A 14,832-nucleotide genomic window follows, 5' to 3' on the forward strand; every position below is an offset into this window, starting at 1 on the left:
CTAATTATGAAACATAAAATATTAACAGCCCTTTTTGTAGCTTTTGTTGCCACAACAAATGCACAACAATTGCAAACTTCATCTATGTATGATATGCAGGGCGTTTTGCACAACCCTTCTACAGCAGGGGTTTACGAAAACAATTTTGTTGGTGTAAGTTACCGCAGCCAATGGGCAGGTATCAGTGGCAGTCCTAAAACTGCTACCGTGTTTGGTTCTTTTAATCTGCCTAAACAAGCCATTGGTATTGGTGGATATGTGTACCAGGATAAAACCGGGCCTACATCAAGAACAGGTATTGATCTTTCATTAGCCAAACATATAGTAATGGGAGATAAAGGAGTATTTTCTTTGGGATTAGAAACCCGTTTGCAACAATATGCATTAAACACTTCTAAACTGTATGCAACTTTAGGTAATGACCCTGTATTAGGTGGCGCAGACAGCAGGTTTAAATACGATGCCGGCTTTGGTGTTTCGTATACCAGTAAAACAATAGAAGTGGGAGCATCAGTATCGCAGCTGGTACAATCTAAATTAAATTTCTACAGTGGAAATTTAACCAGGACGGAAGAAGCCATGTTGTACAGGCATTATTATGCACATGCAGCTTATCATATTGATGTGGATGGTTATACCACTATTACACCAAATGCCATATTGGTTTATCTACCCAACGCCCCGGTGAATTACCAGGTGGGAGCAAGGTTTGAGCACAATAAAATTTTCTGGTGGGGATTAGGGTACAGGTCTCACCAGAGTTTTATGATCTCTGCAGGTATCAACATCAATAAGAAATTTACAGTGGGCTATGCTTACGATGATTATATTAATCCGGTAAGTAGTTTTGATAATGGTGCAAATGCACATGAAGTATTGATAAGATACAATTTTATAAAATAAGTAGTTTGTTTTGGTTAAGTTTAACGAGCGGCTGTTGAAAGACAGCCGTTTTTTTTGTTCTTTTTTATGCAACACAATAGTATTAAAACCCGTTTATAATAGCTTCTGCAGAAGTATCACTTGCCATACCATCACAGGGTTTTTGTCGTATTTCAAAATCTTCTTTTTTATTCAGGTCAATAGTAATGCCATCGATATTGTTTTTCAGAATAAAAGATTTTAATGCAGCTTCCGTGGTTTCTTTTACAGTAATAGGAATCAATTGCTCCGTTTTTATGTTGAAAGATGCGGTGCCGTAAAACATTTTATCTCCCTTGCTTCCAAAAGCAAGTATAACGGCTTTATCTGTAAGTGCTAAAGAAATGGTACCGGTATTGTCTGCAAAAGAAAAAATATTACCATCATTGCTGTTTGCTTCCGTAAGTAATCTTTTACCTGGGCAAAATAAAAATACATTCATGCCAGATTCAATTGGCGTCTGCAATTGTACCTTAAGTTTTACGGCAGTTAATGCAGGATAAGCTTTTAAAAAAACATCAAGATTGTACCAGCCCAAAGCTTTGATGGAAATATCGTACATGCCGCCGGTGCTGCTTTCATCTGTAAAGTCTAGTGGTATTGCCGACTCTGTGCCACTACTGAATTCATTAACAAAATCTGCTACTGCGCCACTGTCAGGAAATGCAGTTTGTTTTACAGTAGTATCATCAGGTATGATGGTAATTCCAGTATCAGCTCTATTGTAATACACGGTATCAAAACCACAAGGTGTTGCAGGTTTGGTAGCGACGGGCATTGGGGTTGTGGTGTCAGGTAAATTTATAGGAGGTATTAAAGTGGCCCTGTTATCACAATAATCAAAAATTGCGTGTATGTCTTCTTTAGATAAAATAAACTGCATCTGCTTGCTTCCCCATTTTTTAACAAGGGCTTTTGCATACGGATCAGTTTCATACATACGGTTACAATCAACCACAAACCGATAAGGCCATTCCCTGCTAGGTGCCCTGTCTCTGCAGCCTGCCAATGCCGGCCCGGTAAAATCCTTGTTTGGTTTATGACAACTGGAACAATTGGCTTTAAAAAGCCTTTCGCCTAAAAGTAATTTTTTTGCAGTAAGCCCGGTATCCAATGGTTGCGGATCTACCCAATTGATAGTGCTATCACTTTCCACTTGGCCTTTAAATAATTCCATATTATCATCATAAGCGTTTGTGGGTATTGATATTTTTATTGGCTTCAGCAATTCAAGCGCTTTGCCATCTGCTGTAGCGTTAATATAAAACATACCGCCACTCTGAAGTGGATTGCCATTACTTTCTGTTTTTAAGCCAGCCATAATAATGTCCTGCAAGCTATAAGCTTCTTTAAATTCTAATTGCACTTTACTGGCATTACCTGCAATAAATGCATGAGCAGGAATTTTTATTATAGCACCTTTAGGGGTTTTTAAAGTGTATGCCGCCATCGCATCTAAAGTGATAAAAGTACTCTTAAGGTTTTTGGCGGTTAAAAGGGTTTGTGTTGATTTACTGCTGTTTTTACAAGCTGCAAATAACAGCAACAGCAGGGGAGTAAGTATAAGAATACGTTTCATTAAAAGTAGTTTAAGCATTTGGCAAGATAGTATACCGTAATCAGGTTATTTATACATAAATGTAGTTTTTGTAACGGGTTTGCCGGAATAATTTATTTCCTAAATTTTCAAAAATTATTGAAAATAGTGTATCTTTGTGGTGTAAATTAAAAGATCATGAAACTAATTATAATAGGAGGTGGTTTTGGCGGGCTCAGGTTAGCCCGTAACCTCAGTAATAAACCCGGGTTTGAGATTACCCTTATTGATAAATTCAACTTTCACCAGTTTCAGCCCTTGTTTTACCAGGTAGCTACAGCCGGGCTGGATGCCAGTAATATTTCATTTCCCTTGCGTAAGGTTTTTCACAACAGTAAGAACATACGCTTTAGAATGGCGGAAGTGCAACAAATAATCGGTGCTGAAAATAAAGTGGTGACCAATATAGGTTCATTTGAGTATGATGCCCTGGTAATTGCCACCGGTGCCGATACTAATTTTTTCGGCAACCAAAATTTAATGAACCATGCTTTGCCCATGAAGAGTACATTGGAAGCGTTGCAATTGCGGTATAAGTTGTTGCAGAATTTTGAAGCAGCAATCAATACCAAAGATGAAGCCCTTATAAAACAACTGATGAACATTGTAGTTGTAGGCGGCGGCCCTACAGGAGTAGAGTTGAGCGGTGCTATTGCCGATATGAGAAAATATGTATTGCCTAAAGATTATCCCGAACTGGATTTTTCTCAAATGAAAATTTATTTGCTGGAAGGTACCGGTAAAACATTGAGCAATATGAGTGAAAAAAGCAGCAACGAATCGGGAAAGTATTTAGAGAAATTAGGTGTTACTGTTTTAACCAATACTTTATTAAAAGATTATGACGGCGAGAAAATTACTTTGCAGGATGGCAACACTATTGATACAAAAATTGTGATATGGGCTGCAGGTATTAAAGGCAATGTGCCCGAAGGCGTAGATAAAAATTTAATTGCAAGAGGCAACCGGATTAAAATTGACAGGCAGTGTAAAGTAATGGGCACCACTAATATTTTTGCTATTGGCGATGTGGCGTATATGGAGGAACCTGCATGGCCTAACGGGCACCCGCAGGTAGCACCTGTGGCTACGCAAATGGCAGATATGATTGCAAAGAATTTGCGTAACATAGAAATGAAAAGCAATACAAAAGCTTTGGAAGAATTTGTGTACAATGATAAAGGTAGTATGGCAACAGTGGGCCGGAATTTAGCAGTGGTGGATATGCCTAAACCTAAATTACATTTTAAAGGTTTTTTTGCCTGGATGATCTGGATGGGATTGCACCTGATGCTGATACTGGGCGTGAAAAACCGGTTCTTTGTTTTTTGTAACTGGTTGTATAATTATTTTACCTACGATCAGAATTTGCGTTTGATATTTAAAGAAGTAGATAAAAAGAAAAGTTAGGTAAACCTTTCCTTTGTAAATCTGTTTATAAAAAATATGTCTGCTACATTTTTAACTGCCGAATGGAATAATCTTATCATGGCGAATTATATTACAGATCCTGCCATTTTAAAAAAATATGTACCTGATAAAACAGAACTGGATGTGTACAATGGCAACGTGTATGTAAGCCTGATTGGTTTTATGTTTCAAAAAACAAAGATCTTAGGTGTTAAAATTCCTTTTCATGTAAATTTTGAAGAAGTAAACCTGCGCTTTTATGTACGGTATAATGATAACGGGCAATGGAAAAGGGGCGCTGTTTTTATAAAGGAGATCGTTCCAAAACCAGCGATCAGCATTATTGCCAATACTTTATACCACGAAAAGTACAGTACTATGCGGATGAAACATTTCTTCAAACAAACAGCAGACACTATCAATTTAGGGTATCATTGGAAACACAAAGGCAAGTGGAATAAGCTGGAAGCTACAACTGCAACTGAGCCTTTACCCATGCAGCCCGGCAGCGAAGAGGAATTTATTGCAGAACATTACTGGGGGTATTCACAATATAATACAGCCACCACTTTTGAATATAATGTGCAGCACCCGGCATGGAAAGTATATCCTGTAAAACAATACATTATTGATTGCGATTTTAAAACTTTATACGGTGATGAATTTGCTTTCTTACAAAACACTGTGCCCAATTCGGTTTTTATGGCACAGGGATCTGCAATTGCTATTTTAAAAAAGCGACGTTTGTAACCAGAACTGTATAAACCTGGTGTATGAGTGGGAGAGCAGCGGCAATATTTTAAATCGGCCTTACTTACCTAGCGGATCAATACAGAAGTACCTTGTTTATTGATCACCCTGCCATAAATATCCACGGCTTGCACCATCCAGGCAAAAGAACCAATAGGCTGCAACACGCCACTGATCCTGCCATCCCAGCCTTTACCTAATTCTTTGGTGCTGAAAAGTTCCTGGCCAAAACGGTTATACACTTTAAAATAATTGATATGGTCGATGCCAATTGGCGAAGGCCGCAATACATCATTGCTGCCATCGCTGTTAGGTGTAAACGCAGCTGGAATATAGATATCAAAAACGGGCACTACTTTTACCAGCACATCATCTGTTGCTACGCAACCTTCTGCACTGGTGGTAGTTAATATAAATAACTCATTACTCTTTAAACGGGCAATGGGATCAGGAATGGAGGGATCATTTAAATTAGCGGCTGACCTCCAGCTATAAGTACCGCCACCACTACCATTCAATTGTATGGGCTTATCAAATAGCGTAATTGTATCCCGCCCTGCATTGGCAAAAGCTTTTATTACAGTAATTGTTTTTGTTAAAGTAACACTGCAGCCATTCTGCGTAACCAATGTAAGGCTTACAGCAGGATTGCCTGCTTTAGTGTATTGATGCACAGGATTTATAGAAGCCGAACTGGTATTATCACCAAACAACCAGGTATTGCTTATGATTGTGCCGAATACATTAGAAGAACCATTTGTAAATAATGTGGCTTTATCCAGGCAGGGATATTGATAGTCAAAGAGCACATTGGGTTTACTGTCTATCACTACCGGGTGAGTGACAATTGCCGGCGATAAACAACCGAAAGAAGCCACCTGCAACTGCACGGTATAGTTGCCATAATTACGATAGCTATGTAAAGGATTTTTTAATTCAGAGGAATCACCATCTCCAAAAAACCATTTCCAGGAATTTACAGGTGTGGTACTGCCAGCAGATTGATCGGTAAATTGCAAAGGCGTGTTTTCGCAACCGCTAGTTATTGAAAAGGCGGTTGCAGGCGGGGTTCCGATATATACATCCTTTACCATGCTGTCTGTTTTACAAATGCCGCTGGTAGTTACTAAAAGTTTTACGCTGTATTTTCCGGGAGCAGTATAAGTGTGTACAGGGTTAAGCAGGTTTAATGCCGTAAAGCCATCACCAAAATCCCAGGTGCTGCTGGTGATAGTACCGGTGCTTAATACCGTACTGTCAAAAAATTTCGTGGGCTGGTTTACACAGTTACCGCTATAGCCATAGTCCACCGCAAAAATATTATTGGTAATGGTTACCTGTTTGGTTACTGAAAAGCTATCTGCAATAAGTGGTCCGCAGGAGGAGGAGCTGGTGATCACTTTTAAAGTAACATCATAAGTACCTGCCTTTTTAAAAGAGTGGTTAATGGTTTGGCCGGCACCAACACTGCCATCTCCAAAATCCCATTTCCATTCCAGGTTGCCTGCCAGGTCGGTAGATCCGGTAAACTGGCTATGGCAATCAATAAAGGCATGAGTAAAATCAACATGGCTGCTGTTATCAAAAAGGCTGGCAATAAAAGAAGGCAGTCCTGCCCAGCAAAGCTTGTCGTTGAGGTCAACTGCTGCATACGCATAATTACAACCCGGGCCATACACATCCGGGTTATTAATAACACTCACATTAGTATTTTGCGCAAAGGCCACAAATATCCTTTTATCAGGAGAAAGCTGTAATGAATTAGGAAGAAATAATGATGTGCCGATCACATATTTAGAAGCATTAATGGTTACCGGGTCACCGGAAGTGATATCGTATTGGTTAATGCTGTTATCAAACACGGTAGAGATATAAAGCAGTTTACTGTTGGGAGAAAATTCTACACCATAAATATGTCCTACCCCTTGCGTATACCCGCTAAGATCAATAGCGTTAGACACTTTGCCGGTAATATTATCAAAATCAAATAACTGGGCCTTGGTAACCGGCCAGGAAATAGGTAAACATAATTTTTTGCCATCAGGCGAAACTTTCATTTGCCCTGTGCCTACATACTGGCGTGGGTCAAATGTATGTACAATACCTGCATTGGATAATACGGGTGTGAGGTTTACGCCCTTGCAATCTACTTTGTAAGCGGCAAATTGATTATTATTCAATCCTTTCGTTATTACCCAATAATCTATTCCGTTAGCTGCTTTTACAGCAGCCAGTCTTTCTGTACAGGGTTTGTAAAGGTTTATGTTTTTTTGAGCTGTTACATTGCCTAATCCTCCATTCAGCCTCATGTCTACTACAGAAAAATTATAGCCTTTTACAAAAGAATTTTCTGAACAATCGGAAGTGAAAATATAATAAATGTCAGAGTCGCCGGGATTAGGAATGATAATGGCTGCCTGGGTGGAAGAATTATCACCTGCAAGGCCGCTTCCGTTGGGCATGATGGCGTGGTTCCTGTTGTATACTTTTGTTCCGTCGGTGTAAAATAAAAGCTGTCCTTTTTTATTACAAAAACTGGCACAACCTTCAAAAGAAATTAAAGCGCCACCAGTTAATGGCTGAGGTGGATTTACATTAAAATTAAGACCGGCATTTATTCCAAAATGCCATACATTGGCTTGTTGCGCAGCAACCTTATGTACCATTGTGAAGGATAAGGCCAACAAAAACACTATGGTAGTTTTAAAAGCAGCCATAGTGTAATTTACAAAAATTAGTGGTAAACTTATAAGATTATTATTACATAAATGAAGACGGTTGTTTACTTCATTTTTTCAGCGGCTTCTAAAAATTTTCTTGCCCTTACTTTAAATGCTGCTGTTTCCCTGCCTTGCTGTGCCGCTATCAGCAATTTTATTTCCGCAATAATTTCGGGATATTGCTTGGCAAGCCCGGTAAGTATAGTAAGCGCAAAAGCTTTAACAGCAATTGCTTCCGTCGGGCTTTCAACATATTTAAAACAAAGGTCCATTATAGGGCCCTGGTATTTTTCGGGAATAGGAATGTCTGCCAATAACCTCAGGCTGTTACGTTTTACGGCATTGTGTAAATTGGGCTGCTGTAAATTTTTTACCAGGCCGTTCCAGTGTTTTTTAATAAACTCCGGGTGAGCAATAACACAATAACTTACCGGCCAGGCAGCTCTTTGCACCACACGGTATTCATCTTTTAAAAATAAATGGAACAGCTCATCAAAACGCTGTTGCGATGCACCTACCCAATTAACAATAAGTGTGCATTGCGCTTTGGAATGTTCTTTTAATATTTCATCACGTAAAATAAATTGTGCCACCAATTAAAAGGTTTATACAAATGTAGTTTTTCAAAAACAGATATAGAAAAAAGCAGGCTTTTTAAATTTATACTTCTGTGTAATTGGTGTAATCTGTGGCAACCTCTAAAAAGTAAACGCATTCAATTTAAACCTGCCATTGGAATATTCCAGTGAAGGCATGGGGAATTTTACAATATTAAGAATATTGAGTGCTACTTTAATTCCCTTTCGGTTGGTTTTAATTTTAGTAAGATCAATATCCGGTGCCAGGTACCATTGGCGGTAACGTTTAATATCGGTACGGTTAAAAATAATATTGCCATTGGCATCTTTACCAATATTTTCATTGGCACCAAACATACCTTCTGCACCGGTACCAACAGAAAGCATCAGCCATTCAGGTATTTTACTTTCAGGAAAAAAAGATTTTATGTTAGCGCTCAGCCAATACGTTTGTCCGTTATAGTCTTTTAAAAAACGTTCGGCTGTACTACTGCCAAAAATTTTATTGCTGCGTTGTATCAGTGCAGGATCACTATAAGTTTTGTGATGAAACGAAAATTTGAATTGAATGCGTTGTTCACCCCAGGCCAGTTCCTGCGATACTAACATACCACTACCAACAATGTTTGCCGCAAAGTCGCCCCAGCTCCAGCCCCATTCACTGCTAAAGCCATCCAGTGTTTCAATTACCGTTTGATAAAATGCACCGCTCATACCACCCAGCCAGATCCTTTTTTTTCTGTCAATTCCAGTCCATCGCCACAGTTCCATACTGGCCTTGCTTTCGGCATACGCACTGTATGCATGGCCAATCTTATCAATGCCCTTCCATTCGCTGATATCATTAAAAGCATGAAAATTACTTTGCGGATAATTTTTGTACCAGGCTGAATAAAGTCCTACCATCGCACCGCTGTAGCCAATGATGTTGGTAGCAGCAATGATCTTGACTCTATGGTCAATCTGTTTTTTTGAAAGAGGCTTTTCTTTTATTTTATTTGAATCAGCAATACTATCGCCGGTTCTGAAATAATAATTTTTTTGAGGAAGTAAGGAAGCTTTTGCAGAAGAATCCTGGGCTTCAACCGAAGTAGCACCAATCTGAAAACAAAAACTCAATAAAAAAACCATAGCAGAAAAACTACAGGATAACCGGGATGTTATTTGCGACGCCAACGAAATCGATTTATGATCTGGTGTTTGGTTCATAAAAAACAAAAATAGCCCTATATGTTGTTAATGAGATACGAAAAATGCAATGATAAAGATCTGTTGAAAAAGAAGGAGTTTAAAATTTGGGTACTACGGCCACTTTTGTTTTCTTCTTCAGGATATTAGTAATAATATCTTTTGCAATTACAGAAGAAGGTTTGTTCTCCTGCACATATTGCCTGCGCCTGCGTTCAAATTCTGTTGGCGTTAAGGGGAAATTAGGCCAGCTCATCAATTGATTATTGGGCCTGGTATAATTGATATGTGTATAAGGGCGTGTGGTTGTTTTAGCACTGGTAAATGAATGGTAAAAAGATAAATTGTTGTAGGTATTGCTACTGTCTTTTTTAACAGTGGTATTTTGTGCCGATGTTGTAATGGAAAGCAACAAAAATATAGGCACGCCCAACAAAGGCTTCCTTATGCAGCAAGGCAAATATTTACGTTGGGTAAAAATCATAAAACAAATTTACATAATTTGCTTTATTGAAGCCTGAAACATTTATTTTTGGATTATATAAATTATAAAATATGGAAGCAACTACCCTTAAAAGAATTAACGACTGGCTTAGCGGTAATTACGAGCAATCAGTTAAAGACGAAATTACTAAGCTGCAACAAGATAATCCTGCGGAGTTAGAAGACTCTTTTTACAGAAATTTAGAATTTGGTACCGGTGGCCTCAGAGGCATTATGGGCATTGGCACCAACCGGATGAATAAATATACAGTAGGTATGGCTACACAGGGCTTTGCCAATTATTTAAAAAAATCTTTTACCGGTGAAGTAAGCGTGGCTATTGCACACGACTGCAGGAATAACGGCCGTTTTTTTGCCGAAACCACCGCTAATATTTTTGCTGCCAATGGCATAAAAGTGTATTTGTTTGAAGCGTTGCGCCCTACACCAGAATTAAGTTTTGCGATACGAAAATTAGGTTGCCAGGCTGGTGTGGTGTTAACTGCATCGCATAATCCAAAAGAATATAATGGCTATAAAGCTTATTGGGATGATGGTGCACAATTAGTGCCACCACATGATAAAAATGTAATTGTGGAAGTGGAAAAAATTGCCAGTGTTGACGAAGTAAAATGGACTGGTGGCGAAGCTAATATTGTAGCACTGGGAAAAGATCTGGATAATGCTTACCTGGATATGGTAAAAACATTATCGGTATATCCTGATGTGTGTGCAGCACAACACGATTTGAAGATTGTGTACACACCTATACATGGCACAGGCATTACCCTTGTACCTGCGGTATTGGAACGTTTTGGTTTTACCAACGTTACCATAGTTACAGAGCAGGCAACCCCGGATGGCAATTTCCCGACTGTAGTATATCCCAACCCCGAAGAAAAAGAAACCATGGGCATTGGATTGCAAAAAGCAAAAGAACTGGATGCTGATATTTTATTAGGTACCGATCCGGATAGTGACCGTGTGGCTATCGGTGTAAAAAACAGCAAAGGCGAATGGATACTGATGAATGGTAACCAGACTGCAGTACTGGCTTTTAATTATATGATTGAGGCAAGAAAAGTAAAAGGTATTGCACAGGCTAATGATATGGTGGTGAAAACGATTGTAACAACAGATATGATTGATACTATCGCCAAAGCAAATAACATCAGTTGTTATAATGTGCTTACCGGTTTTAAATGGATCGCTGCCATGATAAAAGATAAAGAAGATAAAGAGAACTATGTAATTGGCGGTGAAGAAAGTTTTGGTTTAATGATAGGAGACAAGGTAAGAGATAAAGATGCGATAAGTGCTGTAGCGCTGCTTTGTGAAATGGCAGCTTACGAAAAAAATAAAGGCCGCAGTTTATACGACAAGATGATTGATATGTACCTGCAATACGGTTTGTATAAAGAAGACCTGGTAAGCATTACTAAAAAAGGCATGAATGGTGCAGCAGAAATTGCCGACATGATGAAAGGCTACAGGGATAATCCGCCTGCAATGCTGGATGGCGTTGCCGTAAATGAATTGCTGGATTATGAAATGCAGACCGGTAAAAATTTAACCACCGGCAAAAGCTGGACCATTGACCTGCCGAAAAGTAACGTACTGCAATTTGTATTGGCAGATGGCAGTAAAATTTCTGCAAGGCCAAGTGGTACCGAACCTAAGATAAAATTTTATTTTAGTGTAAAGGGAGAATTAAAAAGTGCTGCTGAATTTGAAGAAGCACAAAAATCATTGGATGATAAAATTGCAAGGATTGTGAGTGAGATGAAATTGAAATAAAATCCGGATAGGTGTCTGACGGTTCAAAACCGTCTGACACCTAAAACCGTCTGACACCTAAAGCCGTCATGACACCTACACCAAACCAACTGCACATGAAGAAAATCTGTACACTCTTATTCCTCTTACTGCCAACACTGATATTTTCTCAAACGGATTTTCGTGCCAAAACACTTACGCTCCGCCGCTTTTTAGAACAGCAGCATTATAAACCATTGCAATGGAACGATACATCATCAACCATGCTGTATAATAAATGGATGAAGGAATTAGACGAAGAAAAATTATTCTTTACCCAGAAAGAAATAACCGTTTTAGAAACGTACAAAACAAATCTGGATGAAGAAATAATGGGCAAAACTACTATAGCAAAGGGGAAAGATTTCTTTAGCCAGTCAACCAGCCTGTACAAATTGCGTTTGCAAAAAGCAGACAGTATTATTAAAGCACTTACTGTAAAACCATTTGACTTTACTAAGCCTGATAATATTACCTGGCCATTTACAACTTATGCAGTCAGCGAACAGGATATTGCCCTACGTTGGTTACGCTATTTAAAATGGCGGGTATTGAACCAGGTAGCGGAAAAAGTTTCAGACTCTACAGGAACAGATACCAAACTACCGGTAAACTTTGCAAAATTAGAATCTGATGCAAGAGAAAAAATAAAGCAGCGTGAATTGGCGTACGTCAATAATCTTTTATCAACACCTGCAGATTTTACGCATGATCTAGAAGACGAATATTTAAACAGCATTGCATGGTGTTACGATCCGCACACGAGCTACATGAACTTAAAAGAAAAAAAAGAATTTGATACAGAATTAAGTGGTACAGAATATAGTGCCGGCCTGGATTTGGAAGAAGATGAAAAAGGAGATAAGTCCATCAGTTATTTGCAACCCGGCGGCAGCGCATGGCGCAGCGGCCAATTGCACAAAGGCGATATTGTAATTGCCATTAAAGCAGATGGTAAAGAAAAAAACGTAGCAGATATTTCTGACGAAGAATTAAGTAGTTACTTAAATGGTAATAGCGAAAGCGATGTGGCAATAACTGTAAAAACATCTGCAGGCGAAACAAAAACTGCTATTCTGCATAAAGAAAAAGTGGATGCTGACGAAGGCATTGTAAAAAGTTATGTGTTGCATGGCAAACAAAATATTGGTTACATTAACCTGCCGGGTTTTTACAGCAGGGAAGATGAAGCTATCAAAGACGAAAACGATATTAAGTACGATGGTTGTGCCAATGATGTAAGTAAGGAAATTGTAAAACTGAAAAAAGATACTATCGGAGGATTGATCCTGGATCTGCGTTTTAATGGCGGAGGCAGTATGTGGGAAGCCATGCAGCTGGCAGGTATTTTTATTGATATCGGTCCTGTAGCTTCAGTAAAAGATAAAACTGCCAAAGTACAATTCTTAAAAGATCCTAACAGGGGGACTATTTATGATGGTCCGCTGATTGTATTGGTAAACGGTGCCAGCGCCAGTGCCAGCGAATTTGTGAGTGCAGTTTTACAGGATTATAACAGGGCATTAATTGTTGGCGGTACTACTTATGGCAAAGGAACTGCACAACAGGTATTGCCATTAGATACTATTAAACCAGATGAAAGAAAAAAATATGAAGACTATGTAAAAGTTACGCTGGAAAAATTTTATCGTGTTAATGGCAGCACCACGCAGTGGAAAGGTGTGGTGCCGGATATAGCATTGCCTGATATGTATTCGGATGATGAGTACAAAGAAAAAAGTAATGCCAGTGCCTTACAACCCGATAACAGTAAAGCAGGAATGTACCAGGCTTTACCGGTTTTGCCGGTTGCAACCTTAGCTGCCAAAAGTAAACAGCGCATTGATGCCAGCAATTATTTTAAAAAGATCAGTAGTTTTATCAGCTGGATGCAGCAGTATAAAAAAGAAAGGAATATCAGCCTGCAATGGAGTGGGTATGCGGCGCAATATACTACTGCAATTAAAATGTACAAGCAATTCAGCAGTGAAGAAAAAAGTAATACCGGCATTGTGGTAACCAATAATGGTTTCGACTGGCAACGTATTGCACAATCAGCACAGCGTAGTAAAGAAATAAATGACACTTATCTGAAGCATTTGCAAACTGATGAAACATTGGCAGAAGCCTACAGGATATTAATGGATTGGAACGGGAAGTAGCGTGAGACGTGAATGGTGAGTCGTGAATGGTGAATCGTCAAGGGGTTAGTTGTTGAAAGAGTCCTTTAAAAAATTTTACTCGTTAGCAGTTATAAATATATTTTATCTTCATTTTCTAAATTAAAAAATCACCCGGCATGAAACAATTATTTACCCTTATTATTTTATTAGCACTCAGTACAGTTGGCTTTGCACAAAATTTTGATAATGCAGGCGACTACATGAGTTATATCGGCAAACAGCAGGAAAATATTTCTAAAAAATATTTAAGCTATACCAGCGCTTCTGCACATGGTAAAAAAGAAAAGAAAGTAGAGGCATTACGTAATAAACTTATTAACGAAGTGGATGAATCGAGGATGAATATTTCCGGTATGCCTTCTTTTAAAAATGACAAATCCTACAGGGATACTGCGGTTAATTTTATGAAGCTGTATTATAGTGTACTGAATGATGATTACAGCAAGATCATCAACATGGAAGAGATAGCAGAACAGAGTTATGATGATATGGAAGCGTATTTATTAATGCAGGAAAAAGTAAATGAAAAATTAGAGCAGGGTAATGAAAAAATGCGCCTTGCTGAAGCAGCATTTGCGGCAAAAAATAATATTAACCTCATCAGTCAGAAAGATGGATTAGGAGAAATGATGGAACAGGTACACCAGATGAATGTGTATTATCACCAGGTGTATTTATTGTTCTTTCGTCCTTATAAACAAGAAGCTTACTTATTGGAAGCTATTCAGAAAGGCAATATCACAGGTATTGAACAAAACAAAAATGCTTTGTTGAAATATGCACAGGAAGGATTGGATAAATTGACTGCCATAAAACCCTTCCAGGGCGATAACAGCATTGCTGCTGCCTGCAAAACCATGCTTACGTTTTATGTAAAAGAAGTGAATGATAAGATGGGTACTATCAGCGATTTCTTTTTAACCAAAGAACGGTTTGAAAAAATGAAAAAAGATTTTGAAAAGAAAAGCGATCCTTCTAAAGATGATGTGGCGGCTTATAATAAAGGGGTTGTTGATATCAATAAAGCATCTGATGCCTACAATAAAAACAATCAGACTTTAAATCAGCAACGCCAGGAAGCATTAAATAACTGGAATGCAACAGAAAAAACTTTCTTTGATGAACATACACCGCATTATAAATAGAGATTAATAAGAAATAAATGAAGATGTCAGGATTTACTCCTG

11 protein-coding genes are annotated in these 14,832 nt (G+C 38.5%); 6 read left to right on the forward strand and 5 right to left on the reverse strand.

Features of this window, described 5'->3' with window-relative positions; all coding sequences use genetic code 11:
- Nucleotides 1–6: 6 nt before the first annotated feature.
- On the forward strand, nucleotides 7–903 hold the full coding sequence (locus ACQ334_RS23295; RefSeq protein WP_430990691.1) for a PorP/SprF family type IX secretion system membrane protein: 897 nt from the start codon (nucleotides 7–9) through the stop codon (nucleotides 901–903).
- 82 nt (nucleotides 904–985) lie between these two features.
- Here ACQ334_RS23295 and ACQ334_RS23300 read toward each other — a convergent pair whose 3' ends face one another.
- On the reverse strand, nucleotides 986–2,500 hold the full coding sequence (locus ACQ334_RS23300; protein WP_430990692.1) for a c-type cytochrome: 1,515 nt from the start codon (nucleotides 2,498–2,500) through the stop codon (nucleotides 986–988).
- A 156-nt stretch (nucleotides 2,501–2,656) separates the two neighbouring features.
- Between ACQ334_RS23300 and ACQ334_RS23305 the strand changes: the two genes are divergently transcribed.
- Nucleotides 2,657–3,928 (forward strand): NAD(P)/FAD-dependent oxidoreductase, encoded by a 1,272-nt coding sequence (locus tag ACQ334_RS23305; protein WP_430990693.1) that lies wholly within the window; start codon nucleotides 2,657–2,659, stop codon nucleotides 3,926–3,928.
- A gap of 36 nt (nucleotides 3,929–3,964) precedes the next feature.
- The gene (locus ACQ334_RS23310; RefSeq protein WP_430990694.1) at nucleotides 3,965–4,678 is read left to right on the forward strand and encodes a YqjF family protein; all 714 of its coding nucleotides are present in this window, start codon (nucleotides 3,965–3,967) and stop codon (nucleotides 4,676–4,678) included.
- Between the two features lie 68 nt (nucleotides 4,679–4,746).
- Here ACQ334_RS23310 and ACQ334_RS23315 read toward each other — a convergent pair whose 3' ends face one another.
- The 4 genes from ACQ334_RS23315 to ACQ334_RS23330 all read right to left on the reverse strand — a co-directional run bounded on the left by ACQ334_RS23315 (nucleotide 4,747) and on the right by ACQ334_RS23330 (nucleotide 9,648).
- Nucleotides 4,747–7,344, reverse strand: a complete 2,598-nt coding sequence (locus ACQ334_RS23315; protein ID WP_430990695.1) for a PKD domain-containing protein — start codon at nucleotides 7,342–7,344, stop codon at nucleotides 4,747–4,749.
- A gap of 116 nt (nucleotides 7,345–7,460) precedes the next feature.
- On the reverse strand, nucleotides 7,461–7,991 hold the full coding sequence (locus tag ACQ334_RS23320; RefSeq protein ID WP_430990696.1) for a hypothetical protein: 531 nt from the start codon (nucleotides 7,989–7,991) through the stop codon (nucleotides 7,461–7,463).
- A gap of 105 nt (nucleotides 7,992–8,096) precedes the next feature.
- Nucleotides 8,097–9,185 (reverse strand): DUF2279 domain-containing protein, encoded by a 1,089-nt coding sequence (locus ACQ334_RS23325; protein WP_430990697.1) that lies wholly within the window; start codon nucleotides 9,183–9,185, stop codon nucleotides 8,097–8,099.
- 79 nt (nucleotides 9,186–9,264) lie between these two features.
- Nucleotides 9,265–9,648, reverse strand: coding sequence for a hypothetical protein (locus tag ACQ334_RS23330; protein WP_430990698.1), 384 nt, complete (start codon nucleotides 9,646–9,648; stop codon nucleotides 9,265–9,267).
- A 71-nt stretch (nucleotides 9,649–9,719) separates the two neighbouring features.
- Here ACQ334_RS23330 and ACQ334_RS23335 point away from each other — a divergent pair, with 71 nt between their 5' ends.
- The 3 genes from ACQ334_RS23335 (at nucleotide 9,720) to ACQ334_RS23345 (ending at nucleotide 14,790) form a co-directional block, all read left to right on the forward strand.
- Nucleotides 9,720–11,444 carry a phospho-sugar mutase gene (locus tag ACQ334_RS23335; protein ID WP_430990699.1) on the forward strand — a complete coding sequence of 575 codons (1,725 nt, stop codon included), beginning with the start codon at nucleotides 9,720–9,722 and terminating at the stop codon, nucleotides 11,442–11,444.
- A 95-nt stretch (nucleotides 11,445–11,539) separates the two neighbouring features.
- Nucleotides 11,540–13,624, forward strand: a complete 2,085-nt coding sequence (locus ACQ334_RS23340) for a carboxy terminal-processing peptidase (RefSeq protein ID WP_430990700.1) — start codon at nucleotides 11,540–11,542, stop codon at nucleotides 13,622–13,624.
- Between the two features lie 137 nt (nucleotides 13,625–13,761).
- Nucleotides 13,762–14,790 carry an LIC11966 family surface protein gene (locus ACQ334_RS23345; protein WP_430990701.1) on the forward strand — a complete coding sequence of 343 codons (1,029 nt, stop codon included), beginning with the start codon at nucleotides 13,762–13,764 and terminating at the stop codon, nucleotides 14,788–14,790.
- Nucleotides 14,791–14,832 lie beyond the last annotated feature (42 nt).

This window comes from Ferruginibacter sp. SUN106 (assembly GCF_050611765.1).
GTDB lineage: Bacteria > Bacteroidota > Bacteroidia > Chitinophagales > Chitinophagaceae > Ferruginibacter.